Genomic DNA, 19,705 nt, shown 5'->3' with positions numbered 1-19,705 from the left:
GTCAAAAAAAAGACCAAATAAAGGATTCTAACATTCAAAAAGGGCTTTTATACACATTTTGTGCACAAAACAAAAGTTATCCACAGCCATTTTGTGCGTTATTTCACATAAAGTGGATAACATTCGTTTTTTTTGCCCATTTTTTAAATGTTTTTTGATGATGATTTTTGCACGCAAAAAAATTCAATTTTGCAAGAAATTGCTCTAAAATCGTACTATTCTGAAAATAATGTAGACTGTTTAGGTTCTTTTTTGAGTTCGGCAGCCGCCCAAATACCAGCTAGCGATTGCACTATACATAATTTTACTTCTGATGCGTAATAAATCGATTTCAAAGCCCTTCCAGCGGCCTCTAATATCCCCATTTCTTCCTTTAACTTAGAGAGATTCGAATTGAGTTTGGGGATATCTTGGGTCAGTTGTTGCATCAAAATCAGTTCTTTATTTTTAGTCAAGATCACCAAATCAACCACCCCACTAAAATGCCGTTTTCCATCGGAACTTACAAATCGAAATGCACGATATTTTTCGATCAATTGAATGTCAAATGCCTGCTCTAAACTCTTATAAAAAGCAGCCGAATAATACATCAAGGTTTTGGGTTTTATCGCATCAATCAAGTCGTGTTGCTCTAACAAATTGCAGGCTATTTTTTCTCTAGTTTTTAGGTCAAAACTAGTGGGATTATCAGCCTGTATAAAGGTGCTAAATATAGGTTGTAAAATTTGAAAATTTACCTTTTCATTATCTAAAAATAAGTATGCTTTAGCAAAGGCATTTGAACCTTTAAATTTATACTCTAAATTAGGGAAAAGGCTTTGGGCTGACTCAATAATAATGGATTGATATTCCTGCTCTCCCAAATGCGGACTGAGGTAATTAATAGGCAATACCTCCATCTCTGTTGTCGGCATATTTTTTTCATAATTAAACGTCTGTACCCGAACTGGAATTTCCTCTTCTTTCCACAACCATAACAAGCTCGAAGCATTGACATCTAAACTAGGTATCGTTTCATCTCCATTATGGAAAACCCTATTGAGCCACTTCGTTGGTTTCTTAGGCATGGTAGGAAATACCAAATAATCCCTAGCTCTCGTTAAGCCTACGTAAAGCAATCTTGCCTCCTCTGCTAGCGCCTCTTTTTTAGAACTCAGTTTGGCTTCATGTGTTTCGACCAACTCCATCAATTGCGTTCCTTTAATTTGATCGGCATAAGGATTGATCCAATAACAAAGCAGCCGATTGGCTAAGGGCTGTTGAATATCAATCTCAGGAGTTTGACGAACAATTCGAATTCCCCAAATGCTTTCTCTCAATTCATTGGGCAAACTATGGCAAACCACAAAAGGCCATTCTAAGCCCTTGCTTTTATGATAAGTTAAGACATTTACTGCATCCATCCCCGCTCCTTTTCCTTGCTGGTCTAACCCTTCACGAGCCAACTCATCCAACCACAACAAAAATCCACCTAAAGTAGCCGCAGAATTCAGTCGGTTACACGTTTCTTCATAATCCAAGGTCAGTTTCCGCAAAGCATCTATATTATCTAAACGTTGCTGTTCATTACTCCAAGTAGCAACGGTTCTCCTAATATCTAGTTTTTCAATAACACTATTTAATATTTCTGTTGCAGACAACTCCTTGCTTTTGTGTCGAATTGTTCGCAATTGTTGAATATAAGCATTGTCATGCCCCCAACGCTTCAAGGTTTCCGCCTCCTCTTTGAGCTGTTCTAAATACTCCAATCGGTTGGCAATAATATCTTCAATATGATGCTTTTGTGCTAAGAGTAATATTTCTGCTACAGCCAAGGCATCATGCTTATTTAAGATATAACGCAAGCAAGCCAAAATCAAACTTGCTTCTGCCGTTTGCAATAAACCATTCCTAGAAATCGAAGCCTTTAGCCCTTCTTTGTGCAGCGCATCGGCTACTGTTTGGCAAGAAAAATTAGAACGACAAAGCACAGCAATATCCCCTGCTTGCATTGGACGTACCTCATTAGAACCTTTGATTCGAACCATCCACCCCTCTTCCAATATTTCAGCGATATTTCTGGCGATACACTGCTCAAACCAAGGTTTAGCAGGTGCTCGGTTGCCCTCAAATTGAAAATGCCAATGATGCGTTGCTATGTTAAGCTGGTCAGATTCTTTGTTTTTGGCAAAAGGAGCTGCTGTATTTAAAGCAATTCGCTCTACAGGCATATCTTCCCCAAAAGCTTTGACAAAAAGCCCATTACACAAGTGTACCAAATCTTCTCTAGAGCGCCAAGAATTGGGCAAGTTGGCAATATTATCGGTACTATCCATGACGGCTTTCATCAGATCAGGAGCTGCACCACGAAAACCATAAATAGATTGCTTGGGGTCGCCCACCCAAATGGATTTATTGGCGATTTGGGTTAATTTTAAGAATATCTTTAGTTGTATGGGATTCGTATCTTGAAACTCATCTACCAAAAGTAAATCAATTTCATCCTCTAAGACCTCCTGTACCATTTCATTTTCCAACAACTTCAAAATCAACACCTCCATGTCAATATAATCAATCAAACCACGTGCTTTTTTATACTGCTCGTATTCTTTTAAGGCAGCAATAGCCGTATCGAAGATATGATTAATATAGCGCTGAATTTGCTCATGGAAGTCTGGATGTTGATTGTGGCATTTCGCAAATTCCATTAAATCAAAAACATCGTCTCTACTCTTTTTAGGTGCTTTTAGCTTTGTTAATTTTGCCCAATCGTACCAATTAATAAACCCTCTATTTTTTAGCGCTGTTTTCATTGCCCGAAGGCTCCCCATCAACGTTTCTTTACTTTTAGTTCCATCTTCATTGGCTTCTAGAGCAGCTAAAGTAGCTTTTAGATGCCCTGCTAATTCCGCATTTAATGCTTCTCCACTTTTTTTGGAAACTTGAGGCAATAGGTCAAAAAAGCTAGACAAAGAATAAGCTTTGCTTTGCGTTAATACCTCTATTCCAAAATTATTAGAACGAGCAATATCGGTCAGCTGCTTTAAATCAGCCCTCCAGTCCTTACTCGAAAACGCACTCTTATTAAAGCCTAACTGTTCGCTCAACTGCTCCATTTCCAAGACCAAATCAAGCGGAATTACCGTAGCCAAGGATTGATTAAAGATGGTTTGTTGGTCACTATCTGCTATAATATCTACCTCTGGCGAAACCCCTGCTTCAAAGGAAAAACGTTTTAAGAGTTGCACCCCAATAGAATGCACGGTGCCAATCATGGCATTGCCTAATTCGTCCGCCTCTTGTGTCAGTCCTCCCTCTAATAACTCAATTCGAACCCGTTCTTTAAGTTCTGCTGCTGCCTTATTGGTAAAGGTAGTTGCAATAATACCTGAAGCCCGCACTTCAGCAGGACCATTGGCAGTAGGAGCCAATAATGTTGCCATTTCTTTTGTCAAACTATATGTCTTTCCACTCCCTGCTCCAGCAGATATTATTTTTAGATTCATATTGGTTGGTTAACCTTGCTTAATTTAGACAGCACTTAGATTGTAAAAAAACAAACCATAGGCTATAAAAATGAAATTAGAATCTTAAAATTAGCGAGACTCGATCAGAAATAAAAGGACAAGCTCAAAAGATTTTTATTGCTAAGTTTAAAAATCACCAAACTAATGTTAAAGCTAAGGTTCTTCAGAGAAGTAATGCATCGCTAATCCATTCGTCCTGCAACAACACAAGTTTTCTTAAAGCGTCTAACGGTTCCATCTGGACGAAATATTTCAATGGCAAGTAAATGAATTCCAACTCTAGCCTTTCTTCCTTGGTTGTCCGTTCCATCCCATTGCAAAGCGCCCTCTCTAGCCAACAATTCTCCATTTACTAGATTTCGAACTAAGCGCCCTGTTGCATCGTAAACATCAATGGTGGCAATGTATCCCAAATCGTCTACATTATAATTGATCAATAAAAAATCTTCATAACCATCCCCATCTGGCGAAACGGTTTCTGTTGGCAATTCAATTAGGTCATTCCCCAATATATCATTGGTCAAATAGCTAGAGTTTTGATAGGCAGGAGTAGCATAACCAACTTCTGTCGCTGCCGAATGCCAATTGTTTAAATCATTGGTTGGAGCATCAAAATCAATTCGTTCTAAGGAAACCCCATTCTTGTCATCAATTAAAGGAGAATGAAAATCTTCTGAGTAATCAAATAAATCCAATACTTTGGCAAGATAAGCTGTTTGTGGATTTCCAAGACTATCAACATAGGTAGAGTCGTAAGCTGCATATAAAAATACATGACCCTCTTTATCGTCAAAAGTTGGTAGATTATTTTCGACAAAATGCGTTGGATTAGGCGTTTGGTATTGCCCTTTTACTTGATCCTCATCAGCTGTAATAACAACATATTCATTGGGAAATACCAACCAATCTATCTCAATAGGGCGAGTTTGTAAAGAAGTAGCATTGGCTAAATTTCCATCAACGATTTCTGCATTGGACACCACTAAATCGGCTGTATTTAAAACCTTATTAGATTTGTTGTATAACTCTATAAAATCTTTTCCACTGGTTACAGGATTAAACAAGACTTCGTTCAGGATTAGATCTCCAGGCTGAATATCCTGAGGCAAAGCTAAACGAGCTGTATTTTTTAAGGCAATAGGATTTCCGATACAATCCGTTAATCCTACCCCCATTGTAATGGTATACGTTGTTCCCAAAATCAGAGGCTGATCCAATGTTAAAACCACACTATTATAAAAAGGAGGCTCCAAACGAGCAGTTACTACCTGAATGTTATTATCTATGGTATAATTGGCGACCGTAACGCCAGCAAGATCCGCTATCGCCTCCGAAAAATAAACTCGTACACTATCTACCCCCAATGGGAATGCTCGCAAAGCATCGGGAGATTGGACATCAGGAGTCTGATTCAAGACAGAGTTGGCAGCAGCAGGTGTTCCTCCTAACAAATTTTCAGAAGCACGCCAATTGCTCGCTGCTTCACAAGGACGATCTGGATTAATCCGTTCTATTGACCAACCTCCATTGTCCTTGTCTGCATTTTGATACCATGACAATTCATAGGCTACTGCATCAATTATTTCCCCTGATTGATCTTGCAAGATCAATTCATCACTTGTATTTAAATCAGGAAAAGAACTCAGTGCCAAAGCATGCCCAAAAGAAGAAAATCCGATGGTGTCGGCAGCACTATAAATGACCACATATTCACCAGGATGTAAAATAAAAAAGGGCAAGGTAGACACAACTGAAGAAGCATCTGTAAAGGTAAAGTGTTCTAGATTAAAGGTTTTATTGCTTCTATTGTATAATTCAACGTATTCCTTTTCTGGCAAACCTACAGGCGGGTTAGGATCTGCCATAATCTCATTAATGATAATGTCATAGTGCGTTGCTGCTCCTGATTCATAATAAGTCATAGAAGTCGTACCAATTCCCATGCTATTGCCAACACAATCTTCTAAATTATTTAGCGTGATGGTATAAACCGTTTGGTCTACCATATTGGCTCCCAAAGTCAGAATAACTTGATGGTCAGATAAGCAAACCACGGTTATAACAACTGCACCATTATCAACTGTATAATTAGCTGCCGAACCAGCTATTGTTTTATTCAGCACATCGTCAAACTCAATTAAAATTTGATTAGAACCATATTGGCGAGTACTGACAACAGCAGGTGGTGTATTGTCTACTGCATTGGTATAAACCGAATTTTGCTGCCCTGGAGTTCCACCATTTACAGCATTAGAAGCCACCCAATTGCTTGCTCCTTTGCACAACAAATTGGGGTTGATTAACTCTAAAGACCAGCCTCCATTGTCTTTGGCATTATCTTGATACCAATCTTCATCATAGACTAGACTGTCTACTGTCAGCCCGTTTGAATTTAATAACATCAGCAACTCCCCTCCATTGGTCAAACTTAAACTATTCATTGGCACAACGGTTCCGTAAGTCGCAAAACTGGCTTGATTAGAAGCTGCACACAAAATCACATAAGTTCCTGGTAAAACAATTTGGCTTGGCAAACTATGGTTGGAAGATTCGAACAAGGTATAATTGGCTAAATCAATCGTTTTATTACTACGATTATAAAGCTCTATAAACTCTGCATCTGGCAGTCCAACTACAGGAGAAGGATCGGCATGTATTTCTGTAATAATCAAATCATGATAAGCAGCCATTTGTACCTCATAATAAACAAATGAATCTACCGTATTAGTAGCGATACTATTTCCAGAGCAGTCTGTTAATCCATTAACTGTTACGATATAATTGGTCTGGTCAACCATAGGGCTAGCCAATGTTAAGGTCACTTGATTAGGAGGAGTAAAAACAGCAGTATTAACGGTTGCAGTAGTCAAGGTGTAGTTAGCTACCGTGCTTACATTACTCCCTAGAGGTTCATCAAAACTCAGCAATACCTGTGTTGCATTAACAAAAGCGGCAGCTATCAAACTGGGTCCTTGAGTATCTGGCGTATTACTATAAACTGAATTTTGCTGCCCTGGTGTCCCTCCTGCTGCATCATTTGAAGCAATCCAATTGTTGGCTCCTTGGCAAATCAAATTGGGATTGATCAACTCTAATGTCCAGCCTCCATCATCTTTGTTCCCATCTTGATACCAAGACAAATCATAATCCACACTATCAAGCGTCTGTCCACCTGCACTTTTTAAACGAATCAACTCTCCCCCATTTGTCATGGTTAGCCCACCTATATCTAATACATTTCCATAAGCAGCATAAGCCCCTACATTTGCCGTCGCCGTTAATACAACGATAGAATCTGGTGCTAATATATAAGAAGGTATACTGTGGTCGCTGCCATCGTTTAGAATCAAACCTCCCAAATCAATGGTTTTGTTGGAGCGATTCAACAATTCTACAAATTCCCCATTGGGCAATCCCACCACAGGAGAAGGGTCGGCGTGGATTTCATTGATAATTATATCTTGAAATGCCGCTGACTGAATTGTAACATAGGTAAAATTTGCTGTACTATTTGCCACAATTGGATTCCCTGAACAATCTGCTACATTATTAACCACTACTGTATAAGTCGTTTGATCTGTCATCGTAGATACTGTCAGAAGAACCGTATCGGCTGCCATAAAATTGGCTCCTACAATACTTAAACCCGCTATCGTATAATTCCCTAGCGTATTTGCTGTTATAGGATCAAGTTGCTCATCAAAAATCAATTGAACGGTGGTGCTATTTAAAAAATTTGCGCTTAATAGATTGGGTCCCTGTGTATCTGGCGTATTATTATAAACCGAATTTTGCTGTCCTGGTGTCCCTCCTGCTGCATCATTTGAAGCAATCCAATTGTTGGCTCCTTGGCAAATCAAATTGGGATTGATCAACTCTAATGTCCAGCCTCCATCATCTTTATTCCCATCTTGATACCAAGACAAATCATAATCCACACTATCAAGCGTCTGTCCACCTGCACTTTTTAAACGAATCAATTCTCCCCCATTTGTCATGGTTAGCCCACCTATATCCAATACATTTCCATAAGCAGCATAAGCCCCTACATTTGCCGTTGCCGTTAATACAACGATAGAATCTGGAAACAATAAAAAGCTAGGCAAAGCTTTATCGCTACCATCGTTAAAAAACATTCCGCCTAAATCTATAATCTTATTCGATCGATTCAACAATTCTACAAATTCCCCATTGGGCAATCCCACCACAGGAGAAGGATCGGCGTGGATTTCATTGATAATTATATCTTGAAATGCCGCTGACTGAATATTATAATAAACAAAGTTTCCAGTTCCATTGGTAATCGAATTATTATTCAAATCCTCTACCCCATTTATCGTAATTGTATTCGTCAAGGCACTTGTCAATGTACTCGTTGTCAAATGAACCAACATCAAATTTGAAGCGTCCCTTACTGCATTGGTAACCGTAACGCCATTATTAATGCTATAATTAGAACTGGTATTCGCAGAAGCCAACTCTACTACCTCATCAAAATAAACGTCTACTTGATTGGCGCCAATAGCTACAATAGAATCTATACTAGGAGCTGTTACATCCACCATCAAAGGCGAAAGGTAAACGTTGTCAAAGAAAAACTTGTCTCCTCTCGTTGTTGTGTAAGTTGCTAAAAACCCAAAATGAGTCCCTGTCGTATAAGTAGCATCCGTAAACGTACCTTCAGAAAGGTAAGTGGTTCCTCCTGTATAATCCGCAAAAACTTCCCATCCGCCAAGTTGATTCCGAATAATACGCATACTTAATACGGGATTATTTGCCACCGCAGCATTCGTTCCGCCAAAAATTTTAGTAGAAACACCAGCATCTACTCGATAGATTTCTATAGAATCCGTTGAACCACTTGCGCCTATCTGGAGATAATAGCCATTAGCAGTATTACTAAGCGTCGCATTATCTGCTTGAAGATAAACCCTAGTGTAATTAGAAGTCGATGGATTGAAGCCCATTCGAACATAAAACTCCCAAAAAGTAGAGTCCTGTATAGCCGCAGCAGTACTTAGCTCTGAAGTAGCAGAAACGCCCAAATTATCCGTTTGCAGCTCATTCGCTCCATTTACAATAAAATCGGCTGTTGTTCCTGTCCAAACAGGATTAGTGGTAAAGTTTCCATCACTAAAATCATCTTGTAGGATTTGTGCAAAAGAGGCTTGAATTACACCAGTGACCAAAAGGAGTATTATTAGGTATCTCATCTGTTATCGTTATCTATGTACTTTGTTGTCTATGGATTTCCAACTCTAAAAACAAATTGAATTTAAAGGAAGTAATAATGATTATCACTAAGATCTTGGGGATTGTATTGAAATGGTATTAGAGGGTAGTCTTCAAATAGTAGTGAATTTAAGTAAAAATAAACACTCTAAGATTAATTGAAGGTTAAAACTTTAAGAACAAATCTAGAATTCCATTTAATTTAGGAATAGACCATTTTATTTTTTTCTCCCACCTATTAATAATTCTAATGCATTAAGTGTTACTTCTCAAAAGTATTATACTTACCTTTGTTTGCAGATACTCTTTCTAACTAAAATTGTAAAACATATTTATTACCACTTTTTTTAAAAACTTTAATCATGAAAGTAGCTGTTGTTGGCGTCACTGGGATGGTGGGCCAAGTTATGTGCAAAGTATTGGAAGAACGCAACTTCCCTATTACTGAATTCTTACCTGTCGCTTCTGAGCGTTCGGTAGGGCAAGAAATCACATTTAAAGGCAAGCAACATAAGGTAATTAGTATTAAGGATGCGATAGAACAAGCACCTAATTTGGCAATTTTTTCGGCAGGAGGTAGTATTGCCAAACAATTTGCACCTTTGTTTGCAGCTGTTGGCACCACGGTGGTTGACAATTCTTCTGCCTTTAGAATGGACGAGGACAAACCACTGATTGTACCTGAGGTAAATCTTCACTGCTTAAAAGAAAGCGATAAAATCATTGCCAACCCAAACTGTTCGACCATCCAATTGGTAGTTGCTTTGAAACCTCTACACGATGCTTATGGAGTGGATCGATTAGTCATTTCTACCTATCAATCGATGACGGGTACGGGAGTGCAGGCGGTACAACAATACAAGGAAGAAATGGAAACTGGTCATGCCACAAATCCAGCTTACCCACACCCTATTTTTCAAAATTGCTTGCCTCACTGCGATGTTTTTTTCGACAATGGGTATACTCGAGAAGAGCTAAAGCTAGTTCACGAAACTCGTAAAATATTAGAAAACAACAATTTAAGAATTACTGCAACGGCTGTTCGTGTTCCTGTACAAGGAGGGCATTCAGAAAGCGTTAATGTTAGCTTTCTTAAAGATTTTGAAATTACAGAATTAAAAACTATATTAGAAGATACGGAAGGTATTATTGTCTTAGATGATCCTACTAACAATACATATCCAATGCCTCTAAATGCTCATCATAAGGATGATGTTTTTGTGGGTAGAATCCGTAGAGATGAATCGAATGAAAAAACACTTAATATGTGGGTTGTTGCTGACAATCTTCGGAAAGGTGCTGCGACCAATGCTATTCAAATAGCAGAATATTTATTGCAAAAAGGCTGGTTAACTAATGAAATAAAAACTGCGTTAGTTGATTAATTTTATTAGTGTAAGTTTTATTCTTCGCCCCTTTAATTGAATAAAATGACACCTGAACTAGAACAAATTCGTAACGAAATACTCGATTTAAGTGCCTTCAAAGCTGATATTCAGTTTTTGGAGGCATTAGCTAATAATGCTATCTACTGTCTTAGTCAGTATCAAAAAAAAGAAATTCCTGTCCGTTTAAAACAAGCAATTGATATTGTGATTACAGACGTCCTAAACACACTTACCAAAGAAGTTGAATGGGCTAAAGAGGAAATAGAAAATGATGATATCGACGAGTTTAAAGCATTATTTAAAAAAGCTAAAAATCAAATTTTAGCTGATATTAATCAGTTGTTTTAAAATTTGATGGACAAACTCTAAATACTTTACTTCTAGCTCCACTATTGGTTTTCATAAAATATCAATAGTGCTTTTTTATGCCCTGTTGTGAACAATTTTGTATAACTTTTTAAACTTTCAATATTTTCTGAAACTTTTATAAATTAAAACAAGTTTAACACTATAGAATACATATTCTATTATTTTAAACGATAAAACATGAAGGTTCTCAATATTCACAAAAGGATTATCCAACAACCTATTGCTCCAATTGCTGCCTTACTAAAAACTCTAGCAAGCCCTAATGACCAAATTTGGCCCACTGAGCAATGGCCTAGAATGAAATTAAACAATGGCTTAAACGTAGATTCTACAGGGGGGCATGGTCCAATTCACTACCGTGTACAAACGTATCTCCCTAATCAACTCGTTGAATTTAAATTTATAGCTCCCAAAGCATTTAAGGGCACCCATAAATTTGAGTTGATTGAATTAGCTCCTAATCAGACCATCATACAACACAGCCTAGATATGAAGGTAACAGGAATTGGCATATTAACTTGGTCCATAGGAATCCGCTGGCTTCATGATGCTCTAATTGAAGACGCTTTTGACAAGGTAGAAAACCAGTTTTTGGAAACGCCCAAAAAAACAAGCTGGAATCTATGGGTTCGGTTGCTTCGCAAAGCATTATAAATCCCTCCTATTTCTCCTCACGAAACAAGAACAGTTATGAAACAAGCTCCCAAAAAGACTTACCAAATAGATTTAGTGATACAAAGTCTGGGCTATTTGCCCATGATAATCTGCTATCTGCTCTATTTTGTAGAAAATGGATTTTTTATTTTAGCCCTATTATTTCAATTCCTTCTTGGTTTAGCACAATTAATGAGTGGTGCATTTCATAGCGTACAATATGCAAATGTTCAACACAAACGCTATTTTATGGCTGCGATAGCTTACCTTCTGTCTCTATTTGTTTTTTTTCCTAGCTTAGAAATGCTAATAGAAGGAGGAGTAGATTTTCTATTTTTACCCTTATTGATTATCATTCCTGCATTAATCGCAACTTGGTATTATCGCCTAACCTGGCTGCTATATCAAAAAGCACCGACTTTACCTTCCTCTAACAATAATGAACGCTCTATTTTTCAAGAAGACATATTGGACGATATGATGTAATAAGCATTGATTCCCCCTCTATGTCCTGCCCAAAAGTTTCTATTATCACAGCTAATAATCTAACTCTTTAAGCTTTACAGTTTAAAGAGTTTTGCTATATTAGACAACGAGCTCACTAGAAATACAAATTTATGGTAAGATATGACATTATACTTTATGGCGCAACAGGTTTTACAGGTAGACAAGCAGTAGCCTATTTTCAAGAACATGCCCCCATCTCTGTTCGTTGGGCTATTGCAGGAAGAAATGAAGAAAAATTATTAGCACTAAAACAAGAATTAAATTTATTTGCTGATGCTCTTGTTGCCGATGCCTTAAATAATGAAGAGATTGATATTTTAGTCCAACAGACACAAGTTTTTTTAACAACAGTAGGTCCTTATGCCCTATATGGAAACAACATTGTAGCCAACTGCGCAAAGTATGGCGTTCATTATGTAGACATTACAGGTGAATCTCCTTGGGTACGTGATATGTTGGATCAATATGGCTCTCTCGCCCAAAAAACAGGCGCTAAAATTATCCCATTTTGCGGATTCGATAGTATTCCTGCCGATTTAGGGGTATGGTTTTTACAAAAATACATGCGAGAAAGCTGGCAATCAGAGTTGGTAAAAGCAGATGGTTATTATACCCTAGCCCAAGTAGGGCTTAATGGTGGCACCCTGCTTTCTGCCCTAAATATGCTTCAACAAAAAGAAACCAAACGTTTAGCAAATCCTCAATTGCTAATTCAAGATTTAAAATACCACAATTTTATCCCCCCAACAAAACGAGTCTGGAAAAACCATTATGCAGAAGATATACAAGGCTGGGTTTATCCATTTTTTATGGCAGATATTAACACCAAAGTAGTCTATAGGAGTATTGGTCTAGCTGCGGAGTATGAATTGCCACATCCCAAAGAATTTGTCTATCAAGAATACCATGCTATTGGTAAGCGGATTCCCGCTCTCCTAGCCTCAGTTGGAATGCTTTCATTTGGAGTTTTAGGGCAATTTAACTGGTTCCGAAAAGCCGCTCAAAAACTAGGCCCTCAATCAGGAGAAGGACCGAATCAGGAAGCAATAGAAAATGGATTTTTTAAGCTGCGAATCATTGGTAATGACAACAAAGGAAATCGAGCCATTATGACCATGAACTACCAAGGAGATGCTGGAAATAAGGCCACAACTTGTTTTATTTGCGAATGCGCATTAGCTTTGTCCCTAGACCATAAACAACTTCCCAACTATACTGGCTTTTTAACGCCAACCATTGCTTTGGGCAGTATTCTATTTGAACGATTGATTGCAGCCGATTTACAGATAAGTTGTGAAACTATTTGACACTAAAACTATGACAAAAAAAAATATACTTCAATCATTAGGTCCAGGCTTATTGTTTGCTGGTGCAGCAGTAGGCGTTTCCCATTTGGTCTATTCCACAAAAGCAGGCGCCATTTATGGATTTGGATTAATATGGTTGGTCTTTATGGCCAATATTTTTAAATATCCATTTTTTGAATTCGGGCCACGCTATGCAGCGGCAACAGGAGAAAGTTTGTTAAGAGGCTATCAACGCTTAGGCAATTGGGTATTGGGCTTATTTAGCATCATCACCCTCTGCACTATGTTTACAATACAAGCAGCGGTAACCATTGTAACAGCTAGCCTAGCCGTTCATTTGTTTGGCAATGGAATCAGCCTAATGTTTTGGGCAGCAATTTTACTTCTTGTATGTGCTGGAATATTGACCATTGGGCGTTACAAATTGCTAGATAACTTAATGAAATTTATTATTATTACATTAACACTTATTACGTTTATCACTGTAATTATTGCGTTCAAGCAAACCACTAGCCCAATTCGTTGGGCACAAGAATTTCCGATGGAAGGAATAGGTTTAACCTTCGTAATTGCCTTCATGGGTTGGATGCCTGCCCCACTAGATCTATCGGTATGGCATTCGCTTTGGGCACTAGAAAAACAAAAACAAACGCAGGATGACTTTAATCTCAAAAAATCGCTCTTTGATTTTAACGTTGGCTACATAGGAACAACCATCTTAGCCCTATTTTTTGTTGCTTTAGGTGCCTTAGTTATGTACAACTCAGGAACAGCGTTTTCCCCCAAAGGAGCCGTTTTTGCTAAACAGTTGATTGAATTGTATACCACTACACTTGGTAATAGCATGGGGCTTTTTATTGGTTTAGCAGCCTTTATAACCATGTTTAGTACGACAGTAACTTGCCTAGATGCTCTACCTCGCTCTATGGCAAAAGCCCATGTTCTATTGATGAAAAAAAACACTGCAACTCATTCAACAAACACACAAGCAGATTCATCAAGAGTTTATTATTTTGGTTGGCTGGGCACCTTAGTCATTGGATCATTGGTTATACTCAACTTATTTTTGACCAATATGGCATCCTTCTTAATGGTTGCAACCATTCTATCTTTCCTAACCACCCCTTTTTTCGCTATTGTCAATTATATTCTAGTAACTCGCTACTTGCCTAAAGAACAACAACCCTCAATGATTATTAAAGCCTTAAGTGGTTTAGGAATTGTATATTTATTTGTATTTTGCGGCATCTATATTTGGAGTCTATTATAATGAAACACTACACCTTTACATTTTTACTTATACTTATTGGTTGTACAACATGCCTAGCTCAATCTCGTTCTGATTTAGAGAAAAAAAGGCGTTCGATCAATCACGAGATCAATAAAACCAATCTGCTTATTCGCAAAACAACGAATAACAAAAAAGCAACCTTTCAAAAATTGAACCTTCTCAAACAGCAAATTGATTCAAGAGAAGAATCAATAGAAGTTGCCATGCATCATGTTGACCAAATAGATACCATGATTGATCGTAAAATGACGGTTGTAGAAGTGCTGGAGAGCGACTTAGTTGTCCTTCGATCTAATTATAAAAAATTAATTCGCCAGCTATATCGTTACAAAATTAGTCGTAATGTCATCTCGTTTTTGTTGTCTTCCAATAGTTTTAATCAAGCCTATCAACGTTGGATTTACATTCAGCATCTTGAGGGATACAGAAATATGCAAGCTAAATTCATTCAACAAACCCAAAAAGATTTAACACAGCGCATCAACCAGCTTGAACAACAAAAATCAGAACAAGACCTTTTGCTCCAACAAGAAATTGAACAAAAACAATTATTGGCAGATGAAAAGAAGAACAAAGCGCAACTAATTGAGCAACTCAAGAAAAAAGAAGCACGTCTTCGCTCTGATTTAAAACGAAAGAAACGTTATAAAATACAACTTAACAAAAAAATAGAAAGAGCAATATTAGAGCAAATTGCCTCCGCCAAAGAAGCCGCTCGAAAATACCAACAACAACAAACCAAGAAACCTAGGCGACAGCAACAGCCCGCTCCCTCTATCCTTTTAGAAGATGAAGCCAGTAGGCAATTTGCCCAACAACGAGGACAACTAATGTCTCCTATTTATCATGGCGTTATTGTAGGGTATTATGGGAGGCGAAATCACCCTTTATTTCAAGATGTGATTGTTAATAACAATGGAATTGACATCAAGGGGCAATACAACTCTGTTGTCCGAAATGTCTATAAAGGAGAAGTTGTTAGTATTTTTACAATTCCTGGTTTTAATAATGCTGTTATGGTTAAACATGGCAATTATTACACGACCTACTCTAATATTGCTAAGGTTTATGTAAAAAAGGGGCAACGCTTAAAAACAGGAGGACAAATTGGAACAATTGGGCGTGATACCAATGCAGGAGGACATGTTTTGCATTTTGAGGTTTGGCATAATAAATCCAAAGAGAATCCAGCCAATTGGATAAAAAGATAAAAGGCTACTTTCAAAAAAAAACTCGTTTCAATTGATACTTGAAACGAGTTTTTTTTCTATTTGGGGCAAAAAAAATGGGTAGAAGCGGTAGGCTCCCCATTGCCCACATTCTACCCTAAATGAACCCCTATTGTAATACAAGTTTTTTCAAAATCCATTTGCTATTTTGGAGTTTAATATACACATAATAAACCCCTCTAGCGTATGTTTTCAAATATAAAACATTTTTTTTGCTTTTCATATTTTTTTGATAAAAAACTTCCCCTCCAAATGAATTTACAATTCGAATCGATTCTATCTTTTTTAGCGAAGCTACAGTAACACAGTCACTTGCAGGATTTGGGTATAAAAAAATATTTTTTTTATTTTCTTTTATTTTTTTCACATTTGTAATAATATTAATAACAACGCTTTGCATCGTCGTATCTCTATTTCCACAACTGTCCGAAGCAATCAAAGTGACGAGATAAGTTCCTGCACTATCATATATATGGGATGGATTGGCAGCCATAGAAGCAGCTGATGAATCGCCAAAGTTCCAATAATAATTATTAGAATAAGTGCTATTGTTATAAAATTGTACGCTATCTAAATGAATCGTGGTATCAAAACTTGCCACAACATCATAATCACCTATATTCCAACTGGGTAAACTATCCAAGACTACCGAAGCAGCAATATTTTGCAAAATTTGTGCATCTCCTGCTGTTAAGCTTCCATAAAAAGCCAATCCCACAGGACTTTTTTGAAAAATGGTCGCATAAAAAGTACAAGCCGCTAAATAAGATCCAGCATAAGAAGGATGGCTACCATCTGGGGCATAAAGCTCTATTCCGGGGAAACTATCTCGTGCTACTTTCCAAGCTGCTCCTACTGGCGAACAGATTCCCTCATTCTGATCTGCCATCAACAAATAGCTACTTCTTAAACGATTTTGCATGCCATCATAGGTACATATTGGAGGATAAAATTGACAATTGCTCTGATCTCCATTCTTTCTGCCCCAAGTCATAAAAAAAACTGTTTCTGCACAGGGGTTGTAAAAATTGATGCTGTCGTCTAATTGTGCTGCATAAGGCAACACTTCTACCGCAACCTGACTCGGAGAAAAAGAAGGTTTTTGACTCTGCTCTTGTATCACAACATAATCCCAATTCCCTTGACGAATTCCATTTAGCGTATTTGTATTGTTAATATGCTGAATGAGTTGGGCACCACCAGGAGTGCTAGACGCATGAATTAAGGTATCTCCATTGGCGTTCGCTAAACTATTAATCAGAGCTGGTAAGGTGTTGTAATAGGTATAACTATTTCCTATAAAAAATGCTCGTTTGGTTTCTTGTCCAAATAAAAAAGCACAACTGTAAACTAGAAAAAGAAAGGTAAACGTAATTTTGTTCATCATAGTCGCCTATTTTTAAGTTTTTGAAATGTCAGTAGTATGGATTTTGTAAGGAAAGGGTAACCTTTTACTTAAAATTTTTTTTATGACTTTGAATGATTCTACTTGAATCTAAATATGCCCTTTTTACGTTGTATGCTTCATTTTTTTATAACGCATTGCCTTATTATTTGCTTTTTTATTAAAAGCAGTTTCATAGAATTTTGTTGAAGAAAAAATAGTTGTTATATTGTGCTCCACAGAAATACGGAACGTAGCTCAGTTGGTTTAGAGCATTACCTTGACAGGGTAGGGGTCGTTGGTTCGAATCCAATCGTTCCGACCACAAAAAAACGGGTGCAAAGTCTTGATAATAAACGGACTACATCCGTTATTTTTTTGTCCCTATCTAATCTTAATTATTGATTTTGCTTCACGATCTCCGTGAATTTTTTTTAAAGCAAAAACAATTAAAAATCTTTTCCAAAAAAATCAAACAAATGTGTGAATCTGTGATACTTTCACTTATTCAATTGATTATCAAGCAACAAAAAGACACAAAAGTGGCTTACTTTATCTATGTCGCTTGTGTGCCGTGTGACGAATCCCCCACACCCCCTCCTTCTTTTACATCTATAGAATTTTTATTGCATTCCTGTTGTTAGTTCTCACGCAGTACATTTTTAATTAAAAATTAAACCATAAAGTTAATCAAAGCACTCAAACTCGCCTTAGAGTTAAAATCAAAAGAATAAAAAAATTGTTGTAGGAGAAAACAATGCTCTTTCCAACACTTAAAAATGGACTCCAACAGTGTTTTTGATAGTGTGTTTAGTTATAGTTTTATATTATTTATTCATTATTAGATACTTATAGAGCTATCTCCTGTATTCGTGAGGGGGCTTTTTGTTCCTTGTTGGAGTGTTGGAAAAATAAAGTGGTTTTTTCTCTAGGAATTTTGTTTTTTGCGGTAGTTGGTGTTTTTGTGGTTTGTTTTTGGTTTTTATTCTTTGTTTTGTGACTTGGTTAGTTTTTCTTTTATTAGGTAGTATGGGTGTTTTTTTTCTTTATCCCATTCAAAATAGTGTATTTGTAAATCTACGTAGTATTTGTCTTTTATTTCTTGTATACCTTTGCAGTCCCATTGTTCTAATTGTTTGATGAAATTTGTATTATTAACTTTTATTCTACTCAAGTGAGCTCCCTTTAAATTTGCACCTCGTAAATTTGCACCTCGTAAATCTGCATCATGCAAATCTGCATTTTCTAAATCTGCACTTTGCATTCTCGAAAAGCTTAAATTTGCACCATTCAAATTTGTACCTTGCATTTTCGAAAAGCTTAAATTTGCATAATACAAATTTGTACCTTGCATTCTTGAAAAGCTTAAATTTGCATTTTTTAAATTTGCATTGTCTAAATTTGCACCATACATTTCCGAAAAGTTTAAATTTGCACCATACAAATTTGCACCTTGCATTTTCGAAAAAATAAGATTTATAGAATCCCAAGTAATATAACTTAAGTTAGAATGTCTTAAATTAGAAAAACTCAAATTAGTATTAGAAAAAAAGGAATAGCTTAAATCACTTGAGTCCAATAGTACATTAACTAATAATGCATTATCTAGCCTTGCAGATTTTAAACTAGTCTGATTTAGCTTTTTTCCGCTCCAATCTATATTACTAAATTCAGGATGACCTAATACTTTAGAAGAAAAGGGGGCGTTAATTGATGAAAAAATTATTACAGTTGCTATACCTATAATAATCCAAATTGAAAATATAAACTCACTAAAAGACATACTATTACTTATAGTCTTTCTATCTCTTGATAATCCAATTATCTCTCCAATTATTCTAAGAGACATCCCTAAAAAAGCAAAAGGTAAAATCTTAGAAAATCCTTCAATATTATTATAAGAACAAACAAATGTTATAATTGTTAATAAAGAGATAACAAACAAGCTTATTCCCCATTTTAAAATTTGATTATTTGTCATCTTAATTATCATTTTTAGAATCATTAGTATTTTCCATCCTTAAGTTAATGCCCAAGCCTATTAATCCATATCCCACTAGTACACTTCCTATATTGGGTTCATTAGAATTATGACTTAATGTTAAGAATAAACCTACAGTTAAAACCACAGCAGCAAACATTGTTGAAACTATATATCTCCCATTGGAAAATTGTTTTTTAATAAAAACCTGATCTCTATCTCTTAGTGCCAATATTTCATTATCTAACTTAGACATCTCCTTTGAAAGCTCCAATAACCTGTTAACTACATTTTCTCTTTGTGAAACATCCATTGAATCATTCAATAATCTAAAATGGAATGTGTATAGTTTTTCTAATTCAGTGTATCTTCGGGATATAGAATCTAATATAGAATTTTGATCAGGATTTTTTAACACATTATTATAAAAACCATTTATTTTAGAAAATCCTTTTTTTAGTGCAAATTCTAAATCATGACCTATTTTAGTTAGCCCCTCATGGACCTCTTTTAATTTTTCAATTTCACCGTTGTTAAGAGATCCATTATGCTGATTAATAAGATTTGTTGCTTGTATTTTTTGCTTTGAAAGACGAGTTTCCATTAAATCAAGTGTTTTAATTAGTTCTAAAAGCTCTGCTTTTTGCTTCTGTTCTTCTGGAGATAACCTAGTCCCAAATGAGAGTTTATCTTTTTCTAAAAGTTGAACTCTCATTTTATATAGAGCTATTTTATCAGGGAGGTCAAGTAACTCTTTCTTTTTTGTTATAATCTCATCTACTAAAATATGTGAGTTTTGCATATTAATATGTATTTTTTACTATTTCATTATAAACTTCAAGTGATGAAATATCTAT

At 36.4% G+C, this 19,705-nt stretch carries 12 protein-coding genes and 1 tRNA gene; 8 read left to right on the top strand and 5 right to left on the bottom strand.

The features are described 5' to 3' along the window. Positions 1-215: 215 nt before the first annotated feature. Both AsAng_RS25420 and AsAng_RS25415 read right to left on the bottom strand, forming a co-directional pair. Positions 216-3,485: a UvrD-helicase domain-containing protein gene (locus tag AsAng_RS25420; RefSeq protein WP_264789945.1), complete on the bottom strand. Its 3,270-nt coding sequence runs from the start codon at positions 3,483-3,485 to the stop codon at positions 216-218. Positions 3,486-3,688: 203 nt separating this feature from the next. Beyond that, on the bottom strand, positions 3,689-8,719 hold the full coding sequence (locus AsAng_RS25415) for a lamin tail domain-containing protein (protein ID WP_264789944.1): 5,031 nt from the start codon (positions 8,717-8,719) through the stop codon (positions 3,689-3,691). A gap of 381 nt (positions 8,720-9,100) precedes the next feature. On the opposite strand from AsAng_RS25415, the gene AsAng_RS25410 reads away from it, so the two are divergent. The 7 genes from AsAng_RS25410 to AsAng_RS25380 all read left to right on the top strand — a co-directional run bounded on the left by AsAng_RS25410 (position 9,101) and on the right by AsAng_RS25380 (position 15,465). Beyond that, on the top strand, positions 9,101-10,123 hold the full coding sequence (locus AsAng_RS25410) for an aspartate-semialdehyde dehydrogenase (RefSeq protein ID WP_264789943.1): 1,023 nt from the start codon (positions 9,101-9,103) through the stop codon (positions 10,121-10,123). Between the two features lie 45 nt (positions 10,124-10,168). Next, entirely contained in the window at positions 10,169-10,474 is a 306-nt protein-coding gene (locus tag AsAng_RS25405; protein ID WP_264789942.1) for a hypothetical protein, read from the top strand. Between the two features lie 198 nt (positions 10,475-10,672). After that, positions 10,673-11,149: an SRPBCC family protein gene (locus AsAng_RS25400; protein ID WP_264789941.1), complete on the top strand. Its 477-nt coding sequence runs from the start codon at positions 10,673-10,675 to the stop codon at positions 11,147-11,149. Between the two features lie 36 nt (positions 11,150-11,185). Further along, on the top strand, positions 11,186-11,635 hold the full coding sequence (locus tag AsAng_RS25395) for a hypothetical protein (RefSeq protein ID WP_264789940.1): 450 nt from the start codon (positions 11,186-11,188) through the stop codon (positions 11,633-11,635). A gap of 131 nt (positions 11,636-11,766) precedes the next feature. Then, positions 11,767-12,963, top strand: a complete 1,197-nt coding sequence (locus AsAng_RS25390) for a saccharopine dehydrogenase family protein (RefSeq protein WP_264789939.1) — start codon at positions 11,767-11,769, stop codon at positions 12,961-12,963. 10 nt (positions 12,964-12,973) lie between these two features. Beyond that, on the top strand, positions 12,974-14,233 hold the full coding sequence (locus tag AsAng_RS25385) for an Nramp family divalent metal transporter (RefSeq protein ID WP_264789938.1): 1,260 nt from the start codon (positions 12,974-12,976) through the stop codon (positions 14,231-14,233). Next, positions 14,233-15,465, top strand: coding sequence for a murein hydrolase activator EnvC family protein (locus AsAng_RS25380; RefSeq protein ID WP_264789937.1), 1,233 nt, complete (start codon positions 14,233-14,235; stop codon positions 15,463-15,465). The genes AsAng_RS25385 and AsAng_RS25380 overlap by 1 nt, the downstream gene beginning before the upstream one ends. Before the next feature lie 127 nt (positions 15,466-15,592). Here the strand turns inward: AsAng_RS25380 and AsAng_RS25375 are convergent, their stop codons facing one another. Continuing rightward, positions 15,593-16,870, bottom strand: a complete 1,278-nt coding sequence (locus AsAng_RS25375; protein WP_264789936.1) for a DUF4886 domain-containing protein — start codon at positions 16,868-16,870, stop codon at positions 15,593-15,595. A gap of 244 nt (positions 16,871-17,114) precedes the next feature. Here AsAng_RS25375 and AsAng_RS25370 point away from each other — a divergent pair. Continuing rightward, a tRNA-Val gene (locus AsAng_RS25370) sits at positions 17,115-17,192 on the top strand. Between the two features lie 657 nt (positions 17,193-17,849). On the opposite strand, the gene AsAng_RS25365 is transcribed toward AsAng_RS25370, so the two are convergent. After that, complete coding sequence (locus AsAng_RS25365; RefSeq protein WP_264789935.1) at positions 17,850-18,848, bottom strand: pentapeptide repeat-containing protein; 999 nt, start codon at positions 18,846-18,848, stop codon at positions 17,850-17,852. Between the two features lies 1 nt (position 18,849). After that, positions 18,850-19,650 (bottom strand): hypothetical protein, encoded by an 801-nt coding sequence (locus AsAng_RS25360; RefSeq protein WP_264789934.1) that lies wholly within the window; start codon positions 19,648-19,650, stop codon positions 18,850-18,852. Positions 19,651-19,705 lie beyond the last annotated feature (55 nt).

The sequence above is a fragment of the Aureispira anguillae genome (genome assembly GCF_026000115.1).
GTDB lineage: Bacteria > Bacteroidota > Bacteroidia > Chitinophagales > Saprospiraceae > Aureispira > Aureispira anguillae.
This window is presented reverse-complemented; position numbering and strand designations above follow the sequence as displayed.